The 22,212-nt window shown below is 58.9% G+C and carries 21 protein-coding genes and 1 other RNA gene; 17 read left to right on the top strand and 5 right to left on the bottom strand.

The genetic code is table 11. The annotated features are described in order from the left end of the window. Positions 1 to 76 precede the first annotated feature (76 nt). The 5 genes from lon to HWW83_RS15905 all read left to right on the top strand — a co-directional run bounded on the left by lon (position 77) and on the right by HWW83_RS15905 (position 6,057). Positions 77 to 2,431, top strand: a complete 2,355-nt coding sequence (gene lon, locus HWW83_RS15925; RefSeq protein ID WP_019454189.1) for an endopeptidase La — start codon at positions 77 to 79, stop codon at positions 2,429 to 2,431. A gap of 216 nt (positions 2,432 to 2,647) precedes the next feature. Then, positions 2,648 to 2,920 (top strand): nucleoid-associated protein HU-beta, encoded by a 273-nt coding sequence (gene hupB, locus HWW83_RS15920; RefSeq protein ID WP_004940351.1) that lies wholly within the window; start codon positions 2,648 to 2,650, stop codon positions 2,918 to 2,920. A gap of 178 nt (positions 2,921 to 3,098) precedes the next feature. After that, positions 3,099 to 4,982, top strand: a complete 1,884-nt coding sequence (gene ppiD / locus HWW83_RS15915; protein ID WP_046688356.1) for a peptidylprolyl isomerase — start codon at positions 3,099 to 3,101, stop codon at positions 4,980 to 4,982. A gap of 138 nt (positions 4,983 to 5,120) precedes the next feature. Then, complete coding sequence (locus HWW83_RS15910) at positions 5,121 to 5,501, top strand: ComEA family DNA-binding protein (protein WP_033642074.1); 381 nt, start codon at positions 5,121 to 5,123, stop codon at positions 5,499 to 5,501. 154 nt (positions 5,502 to 5,655) lie between these two features. Beyond that, positions 5,656 to 6,057 carry an acyl-CoA thioesterase gene (locus HWW83_RS15905; RefSeq protein WP_033642075.1) on the top strand — a complete coding sequence of 134 codons (402 nt, stop codon included), beginning with the start codon at positions 5,656 to 5,658 and terminating at the stop codon, positions 6,055 to 6,057. 44 nt (positions 6,058 to 6,101) lie between these two features. Here HWW83_RS15905 and queC read toward each other — a convergent pair whose 3' ends face one another. Together queC and HWW83_RS15895 are read right to left on the bottom strand one after the other, a co-directional pair. Further along, a complete protein-coding gene (queC, locus tag HWW83_RS15900; RefSeq protein WP_160204021.1) occupies positions 6,102 to 6,800 on the bottom strand; it encodes a 7-cyano-7-deazaguanine synthase QueC in 699 nt (232 codons plus the stop codon). Positions 6,801 to 6,894: 94 nt separating this feature from the next. After that, complete coding sequence (locus HWW83_RS15895) at positions 6,895 to 8,631, bottom strand: SgrR family transcriptional regulator (RefSeq protein WP_069100181.1); 1,737 nt, start codon at positions 8,629 to 8,631, stop codon at positions 6,895 to 6,897. Between the two features lie 104 nt (positions 8,632 to 8,735). On the opposite strand from HWW83_RS15895, the gene cof reads away from it, so the two are divergent. After that, the gene (gene cof, locus HWW83_RS15890) at positions 8,736 to 9,560 is read left to right on the top strand and encodes an HMP-PP phosphatase (protein ID WP_069100182.1); all 825 of its coding nucleotides are present in this window, start codon (positions 8,736 to 8,738) and stop codon (positions 9,558 to 9,560) included. 60 nt (positions 9,561 to 9,620) lie between these two features. Here cof and HWW83_RS15885 read toward each other — a convergent pair whose 3' ends face one another. Next, on the bottom strand, positions 9,621 to 10,661 hold the full coding sequence (locus HWW83_RS15885; RefSeq protein WP_046688359.1) for a PLP-dependent cysteine synthase family protein: 1,041 nt from the start codon (positions 10,659 to 10,661) through the stop codon (positions 9,621 to 9,623). 122 nt (positions 10,662 to 10,783) lie between these two features. Between HWW83_RS15885 and HWW83_RS15880 the strand changes: the two genes are divergently transcribed. From HWW83_RS15880 to amtB, 5 genes are all read left to right on the top strand, one after another. Then, the gene (locus tag HWW83_RS15880; RefSeq protein ID WP_004940330.1) at positions 10,784 to 11,245 is read left to right on the top strand and encodes an Lrp/AsnC family transcriptional regulator; all 462 of its coding nucleotides are present in this window, start codon (positions 10,784 to 10,786) and stop codon (positions 11,243 to 11,245) included. A 92-nt stretch (positions 11,246 to 11,337) separates the two neighbouring features. Further along, positions 11,338 to 13,113: a multidrug efflux ABC transporter permease/ATP-binding subunit SmdA gene (gene smdA / locus HWW83_RS15875; RefSeq protein WP_046688360.1), complete on the top strand. Its 1,776-nt coding sequence runs from the start codon at positions 11,338 to 11,340 to the stop codon at positions 13,111 to 13,113. Next, a complete protein-coding gene (gene smdB, locus HWW83_RS15870; protein WP_160204024.1) occupies positions 13,106 to 14,884 on the top strand; it encodes a multidrug efflux ABC transporter permease/ATP-binding subunit SmdB in 1,779 nt (592 codons plus the stop codon). Before smdA ends, smdB begins: the two co-directional genes overlap by 8 nt. Positions 14,885 to 15,162: 278 nt before the next feature. Further along, on the top strand, positions 15,163 to 15,501 hold the full coding sequence (gene glnK, locus HWW83_RS15865) for a P-II family nitrogen regulator (RefSeq protein WP_004940327.1): 339 nt from the start codon (positions 15,163 to 15,165) through the stop codon (positions 15,499 to 15,501). Positions 15,502 to 15,536: 35 nt separating this feature from the next. Further along, on the top strand, positions 15,537 to 16,823 hold the full coding sequence (gene amtB / locus HWW83_RS15860; protein ID WP_033651092.1) for an ammonium transporter AmtB: 1,287 nt from the start codon (positions 15,537 to 15,539) through the stop codon (positions 16,821 to 16,823). Positions 16,824 to 16,913: 90 nt separating this feature from the next. On the opposite strand, the gene tesB is transcribed toward amtB, so the two are convergent. Then, a complete protein-coding gene (gene tesB, locus HWW83_RS15855) occupies positions 16,914 to 17,777 on the bottom strand; it encodes an acyl-CoA thioesterase II (RefSeq protein WP_033642086.1) in 864 nt (287 codons plus the stop codon). 231 nt (positions 17,778 to 18,008) lie between these two features. On the opposite strand from tesB, the gene HWW83_RS15850 reads away from it, so the two are divergent. Continuing rightward, positions 18,009 to 18,500, top strand: a complete 492-nt coding sequence (locus HWW83_RS15850) for a YbaY family lipoprotein (protein WP_033642087.1) — start codon at positions 18,009 to 18,011, stop codon at positions 18,498 to 18,500. A gap of 64 nt (positions 18,501 to 18,564) precedes the next feature. Here the strand turns inward: HWW83_RS15850 and HWW83_RS15845 are convergent, their stop codons facing one another. Next, a complete protein-coding gene (locus HWW83_RS15845) occupies positions 18,565 to 18,879 on the bottom strand; it encodes an MGMT family protein (RefSeq protein ID WP_033642088.1) in 315 nt (104 codons plus the stop codon). A 156-nt stretch (positions 18,880 to 19,035) separates the two neighbouring features. Between HWW83_RS15845 and ffs the strand changes: the two genes are divergently transcribed. From ffs to HWW83_RS15820, 5 genes are all read left to right on the top strand, one after another. Continuing rightward, positions 19,036 to 19,132: signal recognition particle sRNA small type (ffs, locus tag HWW83_RS15840), an RNA gene on the top strand. A gap of 365 nt (positions 19,133 to 19,497) precedes the next feature. Then, entirely contained in the window at positions 19,498 to 20,295 is a 798-nt protein-coding gene (locus HWW83_RS15835) for a winged helix-turn-helix domain-containing protein (protein ID WP_033642089.1), read from the top strand. Then, positions 20,280 to 20,774, top strand: a complete 495-nt coding sequence (locus tag HWW83_RS15830) for a FidL-like protein (protein ID WP_176589417.1) — start codon at positions 20,280 to 20,282, stop codon at positions 20,772 to 20,774. The genes HWW83_RS15835 and HWW83_RS15830 overlap by 16 nt, the downstream gene beginning before the upstream one ends. A gap of 435 nt (positions 20,775 to 21,209) precedes the next feature. Further along, the gene (locus tag HWW83_RS15825; protein WP_226772955.1) at positions 21,210 to 21,653 is read left to right on the top strand and encodes a winged helix-turn-helix domain-containing protein; all 444 of its coding nucleotides are present in this window, start codon (positions 21,210 to 21,212) and stop codon (positions 21,651 to 21,653) included. Positions 21,654 to 21,683: 30 nt separating this feature from the next. Continuing rightward, positions 21,684 to 22,187: a type II secretion system protein N gene (locus HWW83_RS15820; protein WP_042783791.1), complete on the top strand. Its 504-nt coding sequence runs from the start codon at positions 21,684 to 21,686 to the stop codon at positions 22,185 to 22,187. Positions 22,188 to 22,212: the final 25 nt, after the last annotated feature.

The following is a 22,212-nucleotide window of genomic DNA, read 5'->3' as shown; positions in this document are numbered from 1 at the left end:
TTTATGAAACGTTAGATGCTTGCGTCTCATGAGATTCCCCCTCAACCTGGCGGAAATTAAACTAAGAGAGAGCTCTATGAACCCTGAGCGTTCCGAACGCATTGAAATCCCCGTTTTGCCATTGCGCGACGTGGTGGTTTATCCGCACATGGTGATCCCGTTATTTGTTGGCCGGGAAAAATCGATTCGGTGCCTCGAAGCCGCAATGGATCACGATAAGAAGATCATGCTGGTGGCACAGAAAGAGGCCTCAACGGATGAACCTGGCATTAACGACTTGTTCTCGGTTGGCACCGTAGCGTCGATCCTGCAGATGCTGAAGCTGCCGGACGGCACGGTAAAAGTGCTGGTCGAGGGGCTGCAGCGCGCACGCATCACTACGCTGTCCGACAGCGGTGAGCATTTTGCCGCGCAGGCGGAATACCTTGAATCGCCGGCTATCGACGAGCGCGAGCAGGAAGTGCTGGTGCGCACCGCGATCAATCAGTTTGAAGGCTATATCAAACTGAACAAAAAAATCCCGCCGGAGGTGCTGACGTCACTGAACAGCATCGACGACGCCGCGCGCCTGGCGGACACCATCGCCGCCCACATGCCGCTGAAACTCAGCGACAAACAGTCGGTGCTCGAGATGTCCGACATCACCGAGCGTCTGGAATACCTGATGGCGATGATGGAGTCGGAGATCGACCTGCTGCAGGTTGAGAAACGCATCCGCAACCGCGTCAAGAAGCAGATGGAGAAGAGCCAGCGCGAGTACTATCTGAATGAGCAGATGAAGGCGATTCAGAAAGAACTGGGCGAGATGGACGACGCGCCGGACGAGCACGAAGCGCTGAAGCGCAAGATCGATGCGGCGAAAATGCCGAAAGAGGCGCGCGAGAAAACCGAAGCGGAACTGCAAAAGCTGAAGATGATGTCGCCGATGTCGGCGGAAGCGACCGTGGTACGCGGCTACATCGACTGGATGCTTCAGGTGCCGTGGAACGCGCGCAGCAAGGTGAAAAAAGACCTGGTCAAGGCGCAGGAAGTGCTCGATACCGATCACTACGGCCTGGAGCGCGTCAAGGATCGCATCCTCGAGTACCTCGCGGTGCAGAGCCGCGTCAGCAAAATCAAAGGGCCTATCCTGTGTCTGGTTGGGCCGCCGGGCGTGGGTAAAACCTCGCTGGGGCAGTCGATCGCCAAAGCGACCGGGCGCCAGTACGTGCGCATGGCGTTGGGCGGCGTGCGTGACGAAGCGGAAATCCGCGGTCACCGCCGTACCTACATCGGATCGATGCCGGGCAAACTGATCCAGAAAATGGCCAAGGTTGGGGTGAAGAACCCGCTGTTCCTGCTGGATGAGATCGACAAGATGTCTTCCGACATGCGCGGCGATCCGGCTTCCGCTCTGCTGGAGGTGCTGGATCCGGAACAGAACGTGGCGTTCAACGACCACTACCTGGAAGTGGATTACGATCTGTCCGACGTGATGTTCGTCGCCACCTCCAACTCGATGAACATCCCTGCGCCGCTGCTGGACCGTATGGAAGTGATCCGTCTGTCGGGTTATACCGAGGACGAAAAGCTCAACATCGCCAAACAGCACCTGCTGCCGAAGCAGCTTGAGCGCAACGCGCTGAAAAAAGGCGAGCTGACGGTCGACGACAGCGCCATCATCGGCATCATTCGCTTCTACACCCGCGAAGCCGGGGTGCGCAGCCTGGAGCGTGAAATCTCCAAACTGTGCCGTAAAGCGGTGAAAACGCTGCTGATGGACAAGAAGCGCAAGCACATCGAGATCAACGGCGACAACCTGAAGGACTACCTGGGCGTGCAGCGCGTCGATTACGGCCGTGCGGATACCGAAAACCGCGTGGGCGAAGTCACCGGGCTGGCGTGGACGGAAGTGGGCGGCGATCTGCTGACCATCGAAACCGCCTGCGTGCCGGGCAAAGGCAAGCTGACTTACACCGGCTCTCTGGGTGAAGTGATGCAGGAATCGATTCAGGCGGCGCTGACCGTGGTGCGCGCGCGCGCGGAGAAATTGGGCATCAACGCCGATTTCTACGAGAAGCGCGACATCCACGTGCACGTGCCGGAAGGGGCGACGCCGAAAGACGGCCCAAGCGCCGGTATCGCGATGTGCACCGCGCTGGTCTCCTGCCTGACCGGCAACCCGGTACGCGCCGATGTGGCGATGACCGGCGAGATCACGCTGCGCGGCCAGGTGTTGCCGATCGGCGGCCTGAAAGAGAAACTGTTGGCGGCGCATCGCGGCGGCATCAAAACCGTGCTGATCCCTTACGAGAACAAGCGCGATCTGGAAGAGATCCCGGACAATGTAATCGCCGATCTGGAGATTCATCCGGTGCAGCGAATCGATGAAGTTTTGAACATTGCGTTGCAAAACCCGGCCTTCGGCGCACTGCCGGTAGCGGCAAAATAGTGACGAATCGCAAAAACCATTGATAAAACTTATACTGGCAAGCCATTTCGGACTTGCCAGTATTTTTTTGTACCGCTAAGTTAGATCTCTGTCGGCCCACGTTTTGCCACCCAGTCGGTGGCTTGCCAAGGTTCGATGGGATTGATATAACAGCTGCGCTGTCGCAACCGTAGGGATTTTTCGGTGCGACGATAGAATTCTAGAGGGGATGATAGAGTGAATAAGTCACAACTGATCGACAAGATTGCCGCAGGTGCTGATATTTCCAAAGCGGCAGCTGGACGTGCTTTAGACGCAGTAATCGCTTCCGTTACCGACTCTCTGAAAGCTGGGGATGACGTGGCTCTGGTTGGTTTCGGTTCCTTCACCGTGCGTGAACGTTCGGCTCGTACCGGCCGTAACCCGCAAACCGGTAAAGAAATCAAGATCGCGGCAGCCAAAGTGCCGGCCTTCCGTGCAGGGAAAGCGCTGAAAGACGCTGTAAACTGATTTGGCGTCTAACCGTTTAGCGTAACAGGGTTTTGTAATAAACAATCACCTGACGCAGCGGTGCTGGTAAGGTAAGATACAAGGCGCATCGGACTGATGCGCTTTTTTTATTTTTGTCGCAGGGAACGCGCCTGCACAAGGGTTGTTAATCCACATCACAGCGGAGTGTTGTCACACTATGATGGACAATTTACGCGCGGCTGCCAATCACGTCGTGCTCAAAATCATCCTGGCCCTGATCATCCTGTCATTCGTCCTGACCGGGGTGGGTAACTACCTGATCGGCGGCTCCGGCGATTATGCTGCGAAAGTAAATGGTCAGACGATCGAACGCGCTCAGCTGGAACAGGCTTTCCAAAGCGAGCGTAGCCGCATGCAGCAGCAGCTGGGTGACCAGTTCTCTGCGCTGGCCGGCAACGAAGGCTACATGCAGCAGATGCGCCGTCAGGTGTTGTCCCAGTTGATCGACAACATGCTGCTCGACCAATACGCCAAGAAGCTGGGCCTGGCGGTCAGCGACGATCAGATCAAGGACGCCATCCGCAAGGCGCCTTATTTCCAAACCAACGGCCAGTTCGATAACGCCAAGTACCTCGACCTGATCGGCCGTATGGGCTACACCGCCGACAACTTCGCGCAGTCGATGCGTCAGCAGCTGGTCAATCAGCAGCTGATCCAGGCCTTCGGCGAATCCGGCTTCGTGCTGCCGTCCGAATCACTAGCCATGGCGGCGTTGGTGCTGCAGGAGCGCGACGTGCGTCTGGCGACTATCGATCTGAAGGCGCTGCAGGCGAAACAGAGCGCCGGCGACGACGAACTGAAGGCGTATTACGATCAGAACAAGAACAGCTTCATCGCCCCGGAGCAGGTGAAGGTGAGCTATATCCCGCTGGACGCCGCGTCCATGCAGGACAAGGTGAAAGTGAGCGAAGAGGACATCAGCGCTTACTACGACCAGCACAAGAGCAGCTACGGCCAGCCGGAGCGTAAAAACTACAGCGTGATCCAGCTGAAAACCGAGGCGGAAGCCAATGCGGCGCTGGATGAGCTGAAGAAGGGCGCCGATTTCGCCACGCTGGCGAAAGAGAAATCCACCGACATCATTTCACGCCGTACCGGCGGCGAACTGGGTTGGCTGGAGCCGGAAACCACCGCCGACGAGCTGAAGCAGGCTAACCTGACTGAAAAAGGGCAGCTGTCCGGCGTGGTGAAATCTTCCGTCGGCTACCTGATCGTGCGTTTGAACGACATCGAACCAGAGAAACTGAAGCCGCTGAGCGAAGTGCATGACGCTATCGCCAAGCAGGTGAAGCAGGAGAAAGCGGTAGATGCGTATTACGCGCTGCAGCAGAAGGTGAGCGAAGCGGCAACCAGCGACAACGAATCCCTGGCCTCGGCTGAAGAAGCAGCCGGCGTGAAAGCGGCGCAAACCGACTGGTTCACCCGCGACAACATCCCTGCGGCGCTGAACTTCAAACCGGTGGTGCAGGCGATCTTCGACGGTTCGCTGATCGGCGAGAACGGCGCGCCGGGCAGTAACTCCGACGTGATCACCGTAGACGGCGACCGCGCCTTCGTGGTGCGCGTGAGCGGCCACAAGCCGGAAGGCATCGAGCCGTTCGACCAGGTAAAAGACCGCGTGGCGGATCTGGTGAAGCGCAACAAGGCGGTGCAAGAAGCGAAACTGCAGGGTGAGAAGCTGCTGGTTGAGCTGAAGCAGGGCAAGGGCGATGAGGCGATGAAAGCCGCCGGCCTGAGCTTTGGTGCCGTGCAGAAGATGGCGCGCGCGCCGGAAGACAGCCAGCTGGTGGAGAGCGTGTTCGCGCTGCCGCACCCGCAGGACGGCAAACCGGTGTACGGCATGTCGCAGGATCGCCAGGACAACGTGGTGCTGATCGCACTCGATGCGGTGAAGCCAGGCACGCTGCCGGAAGACGAAATGAAAACCTTCGTCGGCAAGATGGAAGAGGGCGCGACCGGCGTTTCCTTCGATTCGCTGCTGGCGAGCCTGCGTAAAGAAGCCAAAATTAAAATGGGCGCCGCTGAGCAACAGCCGCAGTAATCGCCGCATTTTTCTGCAACGCAGTGCAACAAACAAAGGCCGCTTTCGCGGCCTTTTCCACATCTGATATCCGCCGATTGCTGAATATCTGCCGCCGCGGCAAGGTAGCCGTGCTGTCACACACAAGGAGGATACAGCATGCAACATACAGAGAAAAAAACGTTATCAGGTTACCGTCATCACGTTAAAGCCGCGCTGGCCGCGCTGTTGTTATGCCTGGCGGTGCCGGCCGCCGCGGCGGATAAAGCCGATGCGCCGGCGCCGATGCTCTCAACCCCGACGAGCAATGGCGGGCAACAGGCGATGACCAAGGCGGCCGAAGAGACGGCGGTCAGCATCAATCAGGCCACCGCCGAACAGCTCGCAGCGGCTTTGAGCGGTGTCGGTCTGAAGAAGGCGGAAGGCATTGTGCGCTATCGCGAACAGAACGGGCCATTCACCCAGGTTGAGCAACTGCAGGAGGTGCCGGGCATCGGACCGGCGCTGTTCGAGAAGAACCGCACTCGGCTGAAAATGTGATCCCGGTCGCGGCTGCGCGGCAAAATGCCGCTGAGGCAATGGCGACTCTGCTACATTTTACAGGTCTTACCAGTTTGGCGCGTTGACCAAACGGGCGAGGGAGCCCACGCGGCTCCCTCTTTCTGTAATCACCAGGCAGGAGCGATCGTTCCCTATGCAAACCTTTATCAAAGTTCGCGGTTATCACCTTGATGTCTACCAGCACGTTAACAATGCCCGCTATCTGGAGTTTCTGGAGGAGGCGCGCTGGGAGTGGCTGGAAAACGAGGCAGGGTTCCGCTGGATGACGGAAAACAACATCGCTTTCATCGTGGTGAACATCAATATCAATTACCGCAGCCCGGCGGTATTGGGGGATAAACTGCGCATCGACAGCCAGATGGTGCAGCTCAACGGCAAAAGCGGGGTACTGAGCCAGAAGGTGACGCAGGATCCGGCGGGGACGCCGGTGGCCGACGCGCTGCTGACTTTCGTGTGCGTCGATCTGAAAACGCAGCGGGCGCTGCCGATTGAAGGGGAATTGCGCGAGCACCTGGAAGCGCTCACGCCCAAATAACATTCGCAGTCAGCTCACCGGCGGCGGCTGCCGCCGTCGCTGCCTCAGGCCAGACCGGCCTTCTGTTTCAACGCCGCCATCACTTCCGCCTGGTTGGCGCGATACTGCGTCAGGCCATTGGCGCGCAGGTTGCAGGCGGCGCATTCGCCGCAGCCGTCACCCTTGATGCCGTTGTAGCAGGTCAGCGTATCCTGACGCACCCGATCCAGCTGCTGGTAATAGTCCGCCAGCGCCCAGGTTTCGGCCTTGTTCAGCCACATCAACGGCGTTTCGAAGCGGATATCGCGGGCGATGCCCAACACCACCGCCTGGTTCAGCGCTTTGACGAACTCGTCGCGGCAATCCGGGTAGCCGGAGAAGTCGGTTTCACACACGCCGGTGATCACCGCCTCCGCTTCCACCTGGTAGGCGTAGATCGCCGCCAGCGTCAGGAACAGGATGTTGCGGCCCGGCACGAAGGTGCTCGGCAGCGCGTTTTTATGGTTGGGATCGTAGGCGGGAACCGGAATATTGTCGCGAGTCAGGCTGCTGATGGCCAGCTCATTGAGCAACGTCACGTCCAGCACCTTGTGCGCCTTGGCGCCGAGGGCCTCCGACAGCTCCTGAGCCACTTCAATTTCGGCGCGATGGCGCTGGCCGTAATCGAACGTGACGCAGTGAACTTCGTCATACTGTTGCAATGCCTGGATCAAGCAGGTCGTGGAGTCTTGTCCACCGCTGAAAACGACAACCGCGCGCTTCATAAAATCACCTTTTTGGGCTTTGGCCATTCCCGATACACATTCGGGCGGCAGGATAAAAATTGCGTTGCGGCGACAATAGTAGCAGAAAGGGCCGTCAGGCGCAGGGCGGTTCGGCTCCGGTCGGTGCGTCATCCACCGGCGGCGGCAGCCACGCCTGGCAAAAATCGAACCAGCCATGGGCGGTCAGCGTCACGCCATGCATACGCGGCGGCGCGCTGATCTGATACTGGTAGTGGAACAGCGGCGTGATGATGGCGGCGGCCATCAGCTGTTGATAATAGGCCTGCAGCCGTTCGAAGCGCAGTGGCTGCGCCTGCAGCTGTTGGATCTCCCGCAGCGTCTCCTGCTGCTGCTGCCAGCGGCTTGCCGTCAGGATACCGCGCCACAGCGAATCCTGCCGCAGCCAGCTCTCCAGCGTCGCCTCAGGCGCCTCGCCGATCAGGTTGTCTGCCAGCAGCAGGTCGGCCTGGGCGATTTGCACCTCGCTTTGCCAGCGCTTGCCGGCGTAGTAACGCACTTCCAGCTCGCAGCCGTGCTGCGCGAGCAGCCGCTGTAGCGCGACCGTCACCGTTTGCAGCTCGACCGGCGGCCGATACAGCAATGTTAGCCGAGCGGGCAGCGGGACATCTTCTTCAATCCGTTGGCTGGGGATGCGCCAGCCGGGCAGCATTTCATGGCTGGGGGTGATCACGCTGTTGGGGATCGGCAGATGGCTGAGCAGGCCGGACTGCTGGATCAGCATCAGCAGCTTTTGCCCCTGGGCTTCGCTCAGCACGCCGTGGCGCAGGTTCAGCGCCAGATAACACCAGCCCAGGCTCATGCTGCGCTGCACCGGCCGGGCCTGCGCCAAATCGTCTTGCTGACCGATGGTGATGCGCACCGGATGCCGGCAGCTGGCGTCGGCGCCGGTGATGGGCAGATCGGGCGTGATCCAGTATTCGATGGTGTCCAGATACGGATGCTGCAGATGGTAACCGGCATGCTGTTCCAGCCTCACCAACTGCGGTTCATTCAACGCCAGTTTAAATGGGCCGGCGCCGATGGCCGGCAGTTCGGGGTGCGTCATCAGACAAGGCAGCTCCGCCAGCCGGTGTGCCAGCCAATAGTCCGGCAGGTGCAGGTCGAACTGAATGCACAGCGGATGCGGCAGGCTGACGTTCGCGACGCTGCTCAGGCTGGGTTGGCTGCGCGGATGGCCCAGCAGTTTTTCCAGCGTTTGCAGCAGTTGCTGGCCGGTCAACGGTTCGCCGTTGTGCCAGCGCAGCTGGCTACGCAAAAAGAATCGCCAGCGCAGGCCGCCATCGCTTATCTGCCAGTGGTGCGCCAGATCGGGCTGCGGCTCCGGGTTACCGGTCATCAGGCGCGTCAGCCCGGCGTGCAGGGTCGACACCAGATGTTGCTCGGCGCGGCCGGTCAGCGTGAGCGGATCGAGCGCCTCCAGCGTACGGTAATAGGGAATGCGCAGCGTCGGGCTGCCGGCCTGCCATTGCCCGCCGAGGTGCGGGCTGAGCAGATCCTGCAGGTGTTGCGGATCGAGCTGCGCCATCTCCAGCGCCCCCTGATGATTGCCCTGTTGCAACAGCTGCTGCAACAGCTGCGCGCGCAGCTCATCCGGTGTTTTCAGGCAGCGCAGGCTGGCGCGTTTGCCGCGGCCGGGCTGCGAATGCCAGCTCAGCCAGCCCTGATCCTGCAGCTGCTGCACCAGCGTGCGGGCATGGCGTTCGCTGCAGTAGAATATTGCCGCCAGCTCGCCGATGGTCACGGCGACCGTCGCGTTGCCGAGCTGTTGATACAGGCGTTGATATTGGCTGAGACGGTGAACCAGGCGCATGAGCAGAAATCCGGAACAGTTTTCCCAAATTGTTCACTATTACTTCCGCAAATACCATCCCATACTGCACTGATTGTAATCGCGTTCACATTCATGAGGTCTTTATGTATCGCCTGGCGGCTTTCGATATGGACGGCACGCTGTTGATGCCGGATCACCGGGTTGGCCCGGAAACGCTGGCGGTGCTGAACCAGCTGGTGGAGCGGGAGATGGTGGTGACGTTCGCCACCGGGCGGCACTACCTTGATGCGCAACCGATCATGGCGCAGCTGGGGCTGCAGGGCTATCTGATCACCGGCAACGGCACGCGGGTGTATGACAACCGTGGCCAACAGCTGCACGCCACCGATCTGCCGGCGGCGGTCGCCGAAGAGGTGCTGCATCATCATTGGCGCACCCGCGCCAGTATGCACGTGTTCCGCGACGAAGGTTGGCTGACCGAATTCCCCGTGCCGGAAGAGATGCTGCGGGCGCATCACCTGAGCGGTTTTCGTTTTCAGCTGGCCGACGTGCGCCGCCTGCCGGCGTTCGGCAACAGCAAGGTGTGTTTTGTCGCGCCGCACGAGGAGTTGCTGGCATTGCAGGTACAGCTGCGGGCGCAGCTGGGCGGTGAGGCAGACCTATGCTTTTCCGCCTACGACTGCCTGGAGGTGCTGCCGCTCGGTTGCAACAAAGGCACGGCGCTGGACCGACTGAGTCGCCATCTGGGGCTGACGATGGCCGACTGCATGGCGTTCGGCGACGCGATGAACGACAAAGAGATGCTGGGGGCGGTGGGACACGGCGTGGTGATGGGCAACGCCCTGCCGCAGCTGAAATCCCTGCTGCCGCAGCTGCCGGTTATCGGCCATTGCCAACAACAGGCGGTGGCCCACTATTTACAACATTGGCTGCGTTCACCTTGCCTCACCTATTCCCCCGAAGAATGAGGTTCTCCTTACAGCCGGCCGGGTATGACTACCCGGCTTTTTTTTACCCGAAGCCTGGCGTTACAAATTTGCCAGCTGCGCCAGATACGGCTGCAGATCGCCGATGTTGTTGCTGACCCATTCCGGGTTGTAATAGGTATCCAGGTAACGCTCGCCGCTGTCGCACAGCAGGGTGACGATCGACCCTTGCTCGCCGTTTTCCCGCATCTGTTTCGCCAGCTGCAGCGCACCCCAGACGTTGGTGCCGGTGGAGGCGCCGACCTTGCGGCCGAGCACGCCTTCCAGCCAGTGAATGGTGGCGATGCTGGCGGCATCCGGCACCCGCAGCATGTTGTCGACCACCGACGGGATGAACGACGGCTCGGCGCGCGGGCGGCCGATGCCTTCGATACGGCTGCCGCAGCTGCCGATCAGGGTGCGATCGCCGTGGTGGAAGCAGTCATAGAACACCGAGTTTTCCGGATCGACCACCGTCAATTGGGTGTCGTGCCCCTGATAGCGGATATAACGCCCCAGCGTGGCGGAGGTGCCGCCGGTGCCGGCGCTCATCACGATGTGTTTCGGCACCGGGAAGGGTTCGCGCGCCATCTGGCGGAAGATGCTGTCGGCGATGTTGTTGTTGCCGCGCCAGTCGGTGGCGCGTTCGGCGTAAGTGAACTGATCCATATAGTGGCCGTTCAGCTCTTTCGCCAGCTGTTCGGAGGCGGCGTAGATCTGGGCGGCGTGATCGACGAAGTGACAGCGGCCGCCGTAAAAGGCGATCTGTTCCACCTTGCGGCGTGCGGTGCAGGACGGCATCACCGCGATGAACGGCAGACCGATCAGCCGCGCGAAGTAGGCTTCGGACACCGCCGTGCTGCCGGAAGAGGCCTCGATGATGGTGGTGTTCTCGGTGATCCAGCCGTTGCACAGGCCATAAAGGAACAGCGAGCGCGCCAGACGGTGTTTCAGGCTGCCGGTCGGGTGGGTGCTCTCATCCTTCAGATACAGGCAGATGCCGGGAAACGCCGGCAGGTTCAGGCGAATCAGGTGCGTATCGGCGGAGCGCTGAAAATCCGCTTCTATTTCACCGATAGCATATTTTACCCAAGAGTTTGTCATGATTTGGCCTCAGAATAGGGGGCTGATTTATGGCGTAGCATAGCCTGTCGGCGGGAAAAAAGGATTGCCATTTTCCCTGTTTAATCGCTTAATGGGAGAAAATTTTTCTCCAGGTGGCCGCTATGTTAGATAAAACAGACCGTAAGCTGCTGTGCATGCTGCAGCAAGATTGCACCCAGTCGCTGCAGGCGCTGGCCGATGCGGTTAATTTGACCTCTACGCCGTGCTGGAAGCGCCTGAAGCGTCTGGAAGACGAAGGCTATATCCGCGGCCGGGTGGCCTTGTTGGATAACGAAAAGCTTGGCCTGGGGCTGACGGCGTTCGTGCTGATCAAGACCCAGCAGCACAGCAGCGAGTGGTATCAGGCGTTTGTGCAGCTGACCAGCCAGATGCCCGAGGTGCTGGCGTTCTACCGTATGGCGGGAGAGTACGACTACCTGATGCAGGTCGAAGTGGCGGACATGAAAAGCTACGACGGTTTTTACAAGCGCCTGGTGAACGGCGTGCCGGGCCTTATCGACGTCACCTCGAGCTTTGCCATGGAAAAAATCAAGTACACCACCGCGCTGCCGGTGCCGGAGTGAAAAGTTCACCGGACGGGCGGCTCAACGGTGGTATCCTGCTCCGTTGAAGCGGAAAAAGAGACAAACCTCATAAAACCCTGGAATCAAACTGCGTGAGATTATTTGCACAAATCGGCTGGTACTTCCGCCGGGAGTGGCGCCGCTACCTGGGCGCGGTGGTATTGCTTATCGTCATCGCCATCCTGCAACTGCTGCCGCCTAAACTGGTCGGCATCATCGTGGACGGCGTCACCGAAAAACAGATGTCTACCGGCGTGCTGTTGGCCTGGCTCGGGCTGATGATCGGCACCGCGATCGTCGTTTACCTGCTGCGCTATGTGTGGCGGGTGCTGCTGTTCGGCGCTTCCTACCAACTGGCGGTCGAGCTGCGCGAAAACTTTTACCGTCAGCTCAGTCGGCAGAACCCGGCGTTCTACCTGCGCCACCGCACCGGCGATCTGATGGCGCGCGCCACCAACGACGTGGATCGCGTGGTGTTCGCCGCCGGTGAAGGCGTGCTGACGCTGGTGGATTCGCTGGTGATGGGGTTGGTGGTGCTGGTGGTGATGAGCACCCAAATCAGCTGGCAGCTGACGGTGTTGGCGTTAATCCCGATGCCGCTGATGGCGATCGCCATCAAATATTACGGCGATCAGCTGCACCAGCGCTTTAAATCGGCGCAGGCGGCGTTTTCCAGCCTCAACGATCAGGCGCAGGAAAGCATGACCAGCATCCGCATGATCAAGGCCTTCGGGTTGGAGGATCACCAATCCAACCGCTTCGCCGACGTCGCGGCGCAGACCGGCGCCAAGAACATGCACGTGGCGCGGGTGGATGCGCGCTTCGATCCGACCATTTATATCGCCATCGGCGCCTCTAACCTGCTGGCCATCGGCGGCGGCAGCTGGATGGTGGTGAACGGTTCGCTGACGCTCGGGCAACTGACCAGCTTTGTGATGTACCTCGGCCTGATGATCTGGCCGATGCTGGCGCTGGCCTGGATGTTCAACATCGTCGAGCGCGGCAGCGCGGCCTACAGCCGTATCCGCAGCCTGCTCAACGAGGCGCCGGCGGTGCAGGACGGCCCGCAGGCGTTGCCGGCCGGGCGCGGCGTGCTGGAGGTGGATATCCGCGCGTTCCACTACCCGGAAAACCCGCACCCGGCGCTGCATGACCTGGCGCTGACGTTGAAGCCGGGGCAGATGCTGGGGCTGTGCGGGCCGACCGGGGCCGGTAAGTCGACATTACTGTCGCTGATCCAGCGTCAGTTCGACGTCGACCAAGGGCAGATCCGCTATCACGGCCTGCCGCTTCCGCAGGTCAGGCTCGACGACTGGCGTTCGCGGCTGTCGGTGGTGAGCCAGACGCCGTTCCTGTTCTCCGATACCGTGGCGAACAACATCGCGCTGGGCCAGCCGGGGGCGACGCAGGCGCAGATTGAACAGGCGGCGCGGCTGGCCAGCGTCCATGAGGACATTCTGCGGCTGCCGCAGGGCTATGACACCGAAGTGGGCGAACGCGGCGTGATGCTGTCGGGCGGCCAGAAACAGCGCATCTCCATCGCGCGCGCGTTGCTGCTGGATGCGGAGATCCTGATCCTCGACGATGCGTTGTCGGCGGTGGACGGCCGTACCGAGCACCAGATCCTGCACAACCTGCGCAGCTGGGGGCAAGATCGCACGGTGATCATCAGCGCGCACCGGCTGTCGGCATTGACCGAAGCCAGCGAAATCCTGGTGATGCAGCACGGCGGCGTGGCGCAGCGCGGCGATCCGGCGGCGCTGGCGGCGCAGCCGGGCTGGTATCGCGATATGTACCGTTATCAGCAGCTGGAAGCGGCGCTGGACGAAGCGCCGGAAAACGGTGAGGAGGCGTTGGCCGATGAATAAAGTGCAAAAGCTGTGGCCGACGCTGAAGCGGCTACTGGCCTACGGCTCGCCGTACCGCAAACCGCTGGGGGTGGCGGTGCTGATGCTGTGGGTGGCGGCGGCGGCGGAAGTCGCCGGGCCGATCCTGGTCAGCTATTTTATCGATAATTACGTCGCCAAAGGGCAACTGCCGCTGATGATTGTCGGCGGGCTGGCGGCGGCTTACATCCTGCTGGAGCTGCTGGCGGCGGCGCTGCACTACTTCCAGGCGCTGCTGTTCAACCAGGCGGCGGTAGGCGTGGTCCAGCGGCTGCGCACCGACGTGATGGACGCCGCGCTGCGCCAGCCGCTCAGCGCCTTCGACACGCAGCCGGTCGGGCAATTGATCTCGCGCGTCACCAACGACACCGAGGTGATCAAGGATCTGTACGTGATGGTGGTCTCCACGGTGCTGAAAAGCGCCGCGCTGATCGGTGCCATGCTGGTGGCGATGTTCAGCCTCGACTGGCGCATGGCGCTGGTGGCGGTCTGCATCTTCCCGGCGGTGTTTGTGGTGATGGGCATCTATCAATACTACAGCACGCCGATCGTGCGCCGGGTGCGCAGCTATCTGGCGGACATCAACGACGGTTTCAACGAAGTGATCAACGGCATGGGCGTGATTCAGCAGTTCCGCCAGCAGGTGCGCTTCGGTGAACGCATGAGCGCCGCCAGTCAGTCGCACTATCTGGCGCGCATGCAGACCCTGCGGCTCGACGGTTTTCTGCTGCGGCCGCTGCTCAGCCTGTTTTCGGCGCTGGTGCTGTGCGGGCTGCTGATGCTGTTCGGCTTCAGCGGCGAGGGGGTGATTGGCGTCGGCGTGCTCTATGCCTTCATCAACTACCTGGGGCGCCTGAACGAACCGCTGATCGAGCTCACGTCGCAGCAGTCGATCCTGCAGCAGGCGGTGGTGGCCGGTGAACGCATTTTCGAGCTGATGGATCGCAGCCAGCAGAGTTACGGCGCCGACGATCGTCCGCTGGCCGGTGGCCGCATCGACATCACCGATCTGAGCTTCTCTTACCGCGCGGACAAAAAGGTGCTGCAGCACATTTCGCTGGCGGTGCCTTCGCGCGGCTTCGTGGCGCTGGTCGGGCATACCGGCAGCGGCAAGAGCACCTTGGCCAACCTGCTGATGGGCTATTACCCGGTCAGCGAGGGGGAAGTGCGTCTCGATGGCCGCCCGATCTCCAGCCTGTCGCACCGCACGCTGCGCCAGGGCGTGGCGATGGTGCAGCAGGATCCGGTGGTGATCGCCGATTCGGTGCTGGCCAACGTTACGTTGGGCCGCAACATCGAGGAAGACGCCGTGTGGCAGGCGCTGGAAACGGTGCAGCTGGCGAGTCTGGTGCGCGGCTTCCCGCAGGGTATTCACACCCGGCTGGGAGAGCAGGGCAATAACCTGTCCGTCGGACAGAAACAGCTGCTGGCGATGGCGCGGGTCTTGGTGCAGGCGCCGCAGATCCTGATCCTCGACGAGGCGACCGCCAATATCGACTCGGGCACCGAACAGGCGATCCAGCGCGCGCTGCGAGCGATCCGCGAGCACACCACGCTGGTGGTGATCGCCCACCGGCTGTCGACCATCGTCGATGCCGATTCCATCCTGGTGCTGCATCGCGGCCAGGCGGTAGAGCAGGGCAACCATCAGCAGCTGCTGGCGCAGCAGGGGCGCTACTACCAGATGTACCAGCTGCAGCTGGCGGGCGAGCAGCTGGCGGAAGCGGTGCGCGAAGAGAGCCAACCCGCCTGAGCATGGGCCGCGATCGCGGCCCTTCTTTTTTTCCCACGCACCACAAGCAGGCAACCCGCCTGCGCCATGCCCCCTTTCTGCACTTTTTCGACGCGATGCGCACCAAATCAGTGCGCGATATTTAATCAATTCAGGGTATCGGTATGGCGCCGCGGTCTGATGGTGCCCGCGTTCCCGCTAATCCGCTGAATCGTCATGCAAAATCAAATCTGGCACAGGCCTTGCTACATATGACGCGTACCAGGGGTGAGTTTGGGTTTAATTCGTGGAGGGGCAATATGAAGCTGGTGACCGTGGTAATCAAACCGTTCAAGCTGGAGGACGTGCGCGAGGCTCTGTCCTCCGTGGGCATTCAGGGGTTGACCGTAACCGAAGTGAAGGGCTTTGGCCGCCAGAAAGGGCACGCCGAGCTGTATCGCGGTGCCGAATATAACGTCAACTTCCTGCCCAAGGTCAAAATTGACATTGCCATCGCTGACGATCAGTTGGATGAAGTGGTTGATGTGATTAGCAAAGCCGCCTACACCGGCAAAATCGGCGACGGCAAAATTTTCGTTGCCGAATTGCAACGCGTGATCCGTATTCGCACCGGCGAAACCGACGAATCGGCACTGTAACCGCGAACTCAGTTAAGTGATGGGGATGATTGATAATGAAAAGACTGTTATCCATGTTGGGCCTGAGTTCGGTAACACTGGTTCCTTCTTTGGCCCTGGCCGCCCCGGCGGTCGCCGATAAGGCCGACAACGCCTTTATGATGATCTGCACCGCGTTGGTGCTGTTCATGACGCTGCCCGGCATCGCGCTGTTTTACGGCGGCCTGCTGCGCGGCAAAAACGTGCTGTCGATGCTGACGCAGGTCACCGTCACCTTCGCGCTGGTCTGCGTGCTGTGGGTGCTGTATGGCTACAGCCTGGCGTTCAGCGAAGGCAATGCGGTGTTCGGCGGATTCCAGACGGCGATGCTGAAAGGCATCGGCATCGACAGCGTCACCGGCAGCATCAGCCAGATGATCCACGTCGCTTTCCAGGCCTCCTTCGCCTGCATTACCGTGGCGCTGGTGGTGGGGGGCTTCGCCGAACGCATTCGCTTCTCGGCGGTGCTGATCTTCGCGATCCTGTGGTTCACCCTGTCTTACCTGCCGATCGCACACATGGTGTGGGGCGGTGGCTATCTGGCCACCGACGGTGCGCTGGACTTCGCCGGCGGCACCGTGGTGCACATCAACGCCGCCAGCGCCGGGCTGATCGGCGCCTATCTGCTCGGCAAACGCGCCGGCTTCGGTAAAGAGGCGTTCAAACCGCATAACCTGCCGATGGTGTTTACCGGCGCGTCCATCTTGTATATCGGCTGGTTCGGCTTTAACGCCGGTTCCGCCAGCGCGGCTAACGGCATCGCGGCCTTGGCATTCCTGAACACTGTGGTGGCTACTGCGGGCGCCATTCTGTCCTGGACCTTCGCCGAGTGGGTGCTGCGCGGCAAGCCTTCGTTGCTGGGCGCCTGCTCCGGCATGATCGCCGGGCTGGTTGCCGTTACGCCGGCGGCGGGCACCGTGGGCGTGGGCGGCGCGTTGATCATCGGCCTGGTGGGGGGCGTCGCCGGCCTGTGGGGCGTAGTGACGTTGAAGAAATGGCTGAAAGTGGACGACACCTGCGACGTGTTCGGCGTGCACGGCGTGTGCGGCATCGTCGGCTGTCTGCTGACCGGCGTGTTCACCGCTTCTTCCCTCGGCGGCACCGGCTATGCCGAAGGGGTGACGATGGGGCATCAGGTGTGGATCCAACTGCTGAGCGTCGTGATTACGCTGGTGTGGTCAAGCGTCGCCGCCTTTATCGCCTTCAAGATCGCGGGCGCGATGGTGGGGCTGAGAGTGCCGGAAGAGCAGGAGCGCGAAGGGTTGGACGTCAACAGCCACGGCGAGAGCGCCTACAACCAGTAAGACTCGAAGCAGGGCAGTGCGCTAAATACGAAAATAATGATGAAGCAAAAAGGGGCGATGGAAACATCGCCCCTTCCTTTATGCCGCGAATCAGGCGTCGCGTTGGCGAATCACCCCTTCCTGTACGGTGGTGGCGACCAGCACGCCGTCGCGGGTGTATATCTGGCCGCGCACAAAGCCGCGTGCGCCGGAGGCGGAGGAGCTTTCCACCGCGTACAGCAGCCAATCATCCATGCGGAACGGGCGGTGGAACCACATTGAATGGTCGATGGTGGCCACCTGCATGCCCGGCTCGAGGAAGCCGACGCCGTGCGGCTGCAGCGCCGTCGGCAGGAAGTTAAAGTCCGATGCGTAGCCCAGCAGATATTGGTGGATGCGCGCATCGTCCGGCATGCTGCCGTTGGCGCGGAACCACACGTAGCGATGCGGTTCTTCCACGCTGCCCTTCAACGGGTTGTGGAATTTCACCGGGCGCATTTCGATCGGCTTCTGACCGATAAATTTTTCGCGTACTTTGGTCGGCAGCATCGGCGCCAGCTTCTGAGCAATCTCTGATTCGGACAGCAGCCCTTCCGGCGGCGGCACGTCCGGCATCTGGTTCTGGTGCTCGAAACCTTCTTCCGGGCTCTGGAAGGAGGCGGTCATATAGAAGATAGGTTTGCCGTGCTGGATGGCGCTGACGCGACGGGCGCTGAAGCTGTTGCCGTCGCGCAGGGTTTCTACGTCGTAGACGATCGGCTTGCTGCTGTCGCCCGGGCGCAGGAAGTAGCTGTGGAACGAGTGCACGCTGCGCTCGTCCGGCACCGTCTGTTTGGCGGCGTACAGCGCCTGGCCGACCACTTGCCCGCCGAACACCTGACGCAGCCCCAGATCTTCGCTTTGGCCGCGGAACAGCCCTTCTTCGATTTTCTCCAGATCCAACAGATCGAGGAGGTTTTGCAATGCCTGGCTCATAAAATTGTTACCTTTCTAATAATCATTTTGCGCAGTGTGCGGAATATCACGGCGCGGCGTCAATATCTTGCGTTAAAGGGCCGATGAGAATGCTCTTAATAGTGAGCGCATTGGGCTGGCTAAGTGATTAATAGGCGGGGCAAAGTGGATTTATCAGTGTTTTGTGCTAAGTTTAATGAGTGAGGTGGTGAAAGCCACCAACGTGTTGATAATAAAAAAGGAGACCGATCCATGAAACTCTGGCAAATCGTAGGCGGTGCCGCAGCACTGACGATCACGCTGGCAGGATGCGCGCAAAAGAGTGCTGATGTGCCTACACCGGCGGCCGGCAACCCGGCGGCTGCGCAAACGCAGATTCAGGGGCCGGCGGTGACAGGTTCGGTTAATATACGTCAGCGCATTGCGCTGCCGCCGGACGCCGTACTGACTGTCACCCTCTCTGATGCCTCGCTGGCGGATGCGCCGTCCAAAGTGATTGCACAGCGCGCGATACGTACCGAAGGGCAACAAGCGCCGTTCAACTTTACGCTGCCGTACAACCCGTCTGATATCCAACCGAATGCGCGCATCATTCTGAGCGCGGCGGTGACGGTCAACGGGCGACTGATGTTCATTACCGACACGATCCAGGAAGTGGTTAACCGCAACGGCACCCGCGCCGATCTGCTGCTGGTTCCGGTGCAGGGCGTGCCGATGCAGGCTGCGCCAAGCGCGATGCAGTAATTCTGCTGCGGTACGGCAAGACCCAATCAACAGCCTTTGCGCTTCGGCCAAAGGCTGTTTTGTTTTACCAGCGCCAGCCGTAGCGATCGAAATCGACCGTGCTGTGCGGGCCGAAAATAATCCCCTCCGCCAGCAATGCCTGCCGTTGCCGTTGAAAATCCTCCCCCTGTTGCGAGATTTGCCCGTGCCGGTTGATTACGCGGTGCCACGGCAGCGTGCTGCCTTCCGGCAAACGCCGCAGCACACCGCCGACCTGACGCGCGGCGCGCGGCGAACCGGCCAGACGGGCGACTTCACCGTAGGTGGTGACTTTGCCGTACGGAATAGCGGCCACGATATGGAATACCCGCTGGCTGAAAGAGGCGTCTTCTGGTTGCATGTTGCAGTTCCTGCGCGAGTCAAAACCCAGGCGGAGAGTGTGCCACAATGCAGGTGGGCAAGAAAACAGCGGTTGGCCCGGGTTGGCTTGCTATTTGATGGGGCATCGCCGATAATGCCCACCGCTTCGGAGTACAGAAGCCGTCAATGGGGACCCTGTTGGTTCTCCCGCAACACTAACTTGTGAACTCGGTCAGGTCCGGAAGGAAGCAGCCGCAGCAGGTGACGTGTGTGCCGGGATGTAGCTGGCAGGGTCCCCACCCATTTGCGTCCCGCAAAACGCTCTTCCCCGTTATTCATCAAGTCGATACGCTGAACAGGCGTTACTTTCACGTCGCGATCGCGAAGCGTGTCCTCTGCACCGTTTTAGCCTTTATCCCCCTGATAGAAATGTATTGTTGCCAACAGATCCGATGACGGCGAAAAAATAACGCGTATACCGCCATTTGTGGGACAAATAAGGATGGAGAGATGGGGAAAATTCTTAAAGTTGCGCACCTGTTGGGATGACGTTAGTATTGTTTTTTCTCTGTGCGAAAAAACTATCCGCGCTTAGCGGCGGTCGTCGAACTGGCTCAATAAGTTTAAATAATAACCCGTGTGCGCTGTCAGGCTAAACATGATTTATATCATTGATAAAGATATTACATTTAATACTGAAAACGGTTCATTGAAAAGTTTAAAGAAGGGGCGGGAAGTTTTCTTATCCAGCGTCAATGCCAGAGTATTCAAATGCTTGCTTGAACACGGCCATGAGACGGTGAGCCGCGAGACGCTGTTGCAGCAGGTTTGGACCGATCACGGTTTGAGCGCCTCTTCCGCGACGTTAAATCAATATATCAGCCTGACCCGACGCGCATTGACGTCTGTCGGTTTCAACGAGCGCCTCATCGTTACCCTATCCAAAAAGGGGTATAGACTTAATCGAATAATACCTGTCGACCGACTGCGGATTGATTTACCCGAGCCCCCTCAGCTTGCCGATGCCGCGGTGACGTTGGCGTCACCTGCCGCAACGACAAAAAACACCCATCACTATTTTTTTATTCTGCTGCGCAGTTTATCGATCGTCGTACCCTTATCTTTTCTGGCGCTGTGTTTCATCTATTACAAGCACCATCGCGACAGTGAAAAGAAGCAGGTATTGTCCTACGTCGGCACGGTGAACGGTTGCCCGATCTACTATGCCGGCCATTTTTTGGCGAATCACCAGGACGGCTACTTGCAGTTTCTGGTCAGGAAAGATTTGTATGGCCGGCATTGCCGATCCGGCGAGGTCGTCATTACCAAGGTTAACCGTTCTCAAAATGCCAATGAAGACAGCGGACGCCAGTTTATCGCCAAATGCACGAAGGACAGTGCGGCTGTTTTGCATAACTGTGAGAGCGAGTACATTCGGGCATGGAAAAAAAGTTAAATATTCTGTCAGCCACGCTGGTCGGCCTGTGCGTGTTGACCGGCAGCGTGATGTATTCCCTGATACGCAGCCATCATGACTTCAGTGATTTTTCCTGTGAAGCGAACGCCACGTTCAATTATTTCAATTCACTGGACGCGCAGGCGGTTCATAACGACATTCAGCTGTCGCTGAAAATAAACTACATCTTTTTGTCCGGCGATAAGGGCGTGATGGTCCTGTCGGGGTTAGCCAACGACGGTGAAAAGAAATACTTCGTCAATCGGCGGGTTAACTTCAGCTATGTTTCGCAGGGGAGTTTTTATCGCTTTCAGTATGGCGAGGTCAACTATTCGCCGCGTGATACCTTGCCGGAAGAGATTTATACCTACTTTTTCAGCAATGAGTCGACGTTTTATCATATTCGCAGCATTGATAAAAACACGTTGATGTTTAGCAATGCCTATTCGCCGATGTTCTTATGCAATATTGAATCCTGACGTTTACTTTATTGCCCCCTCCGATAAAGATGCATTTTATTTGCCGTTTATAGCGTTCTGCCGTCTTTTTAGCGCACAACTAATAACATGAGTTATTATCGGTCATTGTCTATTTTTCGCATCACTAATCGAATTTAATGGCGGTTCACTTATTTTATAAATTCTTCTATCACTATGTTTTTAAATGACTTAATGGCTTTAGGTTTGTGTTGTTTTGTTAGATTAATTTTATATTGTTTATTTTAAATAAATAAGTTGCATGAATATTTTTAACATGATTAATTGAGCCGGCTCTTAACACGGCGAATCACTTATTTGCGTTGAAAATGCATCTGCCGCATGCGTGCAAAGGTAATGGCACAGGGAGCCTTTGGACTTCATTAAACTGATAGGCGAGAGATGGACATACATAGCATTGCCCTGAACGAGACTCTGTTGGAAAATGAGTTGGTGATCTTAAACAACAATGAAAAGACGCTGTTATTTAAAAAAGAGAATGTGCTCATCGAAATGACCGAATTGCAGCGGCGTTTCATGCTGTGCCTGTTGAGTGGCATCTATAAGAAAAATGACATTATACGCGCAGTCTGGTTCTGCAACCATGAGACCATCAGCGACAATAACTATTATCAAATGATATTCCAATGCCGCGCTTTGCTCTCCCGCCACGGTATTCCGGGCGAGGTGATCAAAACCATTCCCCGATTTGGCGTGATGCTGAGTTTCCAGGCCTGCGAACGCGCGAATACGCGGGAGCAATGCTTGGCACCGGCGGCTAATAAACAGCGGCGAACGTGGCTGGACGCCGTGAATTATAAAGTGGCGCTGGCCATCACGCTGCTGTTTTCCGTGGCGATGGTGTTGGGCATTTCCGCTTAGCGTTGGCGCCGTTGAATAACCGGGGGGCCAGTGAGCAAGCGGTTGATAGACTTTTTTATTCTACTTTTCTTCCTGGCTAATTTGACGTTCATGCTTTCTCAGGTGTGGCGAATGATAACCGTGAATAACGAACCCGTTGAGCCGCACCTTGAAAGTGGGCGTGAGCAAGTGCGCCATGGCGTCTTTCCCCAGGAAGATGACATCGAGAAAATTAACGACGCACACTGGTTTGGCCGCTATCAGGCGGCGAAAAGCGGCGAAAAGGCGCGCGGGTATAAGGTCGGCGAGTGGGCGATCGGCGCCGAGCTGCTGGCTAACGCGCCGGAGGCCGCGGCGCTCGGCAAGATAACCGGTCTGCTGTTCAGTGATAACGCCGAAAAAAGCCTGGTTATCGTGGAACATGGCGGTAAGCAAACCGGGTATGGCGTTGGCGATCGGCTGGTCGGCAGCAATGCCGTTATCGTGCGGATATTAAAAAACAAAATACTGCTCGATGAAAACGGTTATTACGCCGCGCTGACGTTTAAAGAGTAGCCGGCGCGCCGCTTCGGCGTGGGGT

This window comes from Serratia ureilytica, from assembly GCF_013375155.1.
Taxonomy (GTDB): Bacteria; Pseudomonadota; Gammaproteobacteria; order Enterobacterales; family Enterobacteriaceae; genus Serratia; species Serratia ureilytica.
Note: the sequence above shows the minus strand (reverse complement) of the source record. Positions and strands in the feature narration are given on the sequence as shown.

Excerpts from the sequence above, each read along its gene's own strand:
- HWW83_RS15835 (WP_033642089.1), top strand. The coding sequence starts at position 19,498 with ATGATTTATATCATTGATAAAGATATTACATTTAATACTGAAAACGGT.
- HWW83_RS15885 (WP_046688359.1), bottom strand. The coding sequence starts at position 10,661 with ATGACAAACTCTTGGGTAAAATATGCTATCGGTGAAATAGAAGCGGAT.
- lon (WP_019454189.1), top strand. The coding sequence starts at position 77 with ATGAACCCTGAGCGTTCCGAACGCATTGAAATCCCCGTTTTGCCATTG.
- HWW83_RS15905 (WP_033642075.1), top strand. The coding sequence starts at position 5,656 with ATGCAAACCTTTATCAAAGTTCGCGGTTATCACCTTGATGTCTACCAG.
- amtB (WP_033651092.1), top strand. The coding sequence starts at position 15,537 with ATGAAAAGACTGTTATCCATGTTGGGCCTGAGTTCGGTAACACTGGTT.
- HWW83_RS15850 (WP_033642087.1), top strand. The coding sequence starts at position 18,009 with ATGAAACTCTGGCAAATCGTAGGCGGTGCCGCAGCACTGACGATCACG.
- glnK (WP_004940327.1), top strand. The coding sequence starts at position 15,163 with ATGAAGCTGGTGACCGTGGTAATCAAACCGTTCAAGCTGGAGGACGTG.
- HWW83_RS15830 (WP_176589417.1), top strand. The coding sequence starts at position 20,280 with ATGGAAAAAAAGTTAAATATTCTGTCAGCCACGCTGGTCGGCCTGTGC.
- HWW83_RS15910 (WP_033642074.1), top strand. The coding sequence starts at position 5,121 with ATGCAACATACAGAGAAAAAAACGTTATCAGGTTACCGTCATCACGTT.
- tesB (WP_033642086.1), bottom strand. The coding sequence starts at position 17,777 with ATGAGCCAGGCATTGCAAAACCTCCTCGATCTGTTGGATCTGGAGAAA.
- HWW83_RS15845 (WP_033642088.1), bottom strand. The coding sequence starts at position 18,879 with ATGCAACCAGAAGACGCCTCTTTCAGCCAGCGGGTATTCCATATCGTG.
- HWW83_RS15880 (WP_004940330.1), top strand. The coding sequence starts at position 10,784 with ATGTTAGATAAAACAGACCGTAAGCTGCTGTGCATGCTGCAGCAAGAT.
- HWW83_RS15895 (WP_069100181.1), bottom strand. The coding sequence starts at position 8,631 with ATGCGCCTGGTTCACCGTCTCAGCCAATATCAACGCCTGTATCAACAG.
- ppiD (WP_046688356.1), top strand. The coding sequence starts at position 3,099 with ATGATGGACAATTTACGCGCGGCTGCCAATCACGTCGTGCTCAAAATC.
- smdB (WP_160204024.1), top strand. The coding sequence starts at position 13,106 with ATGAATAAAGTGCAAAAGCTGTGGCCGACGCTGAAGCGGCTACTGGCC.
- cof (WP_069100182.1), top strand. The coding sequence starts at position 8,736 with ATGTATCGCCTGGCGGCTTTCGATATGGACGGCACGCTGTTGATGCCG.
- queC (WP_160204021.1), bottom strand. The coding sequence starts at position 6,800 with ATGAAGCGCGCGGTTGTCGTTTTCAGCGGTGGACAAGACTCCACGACC.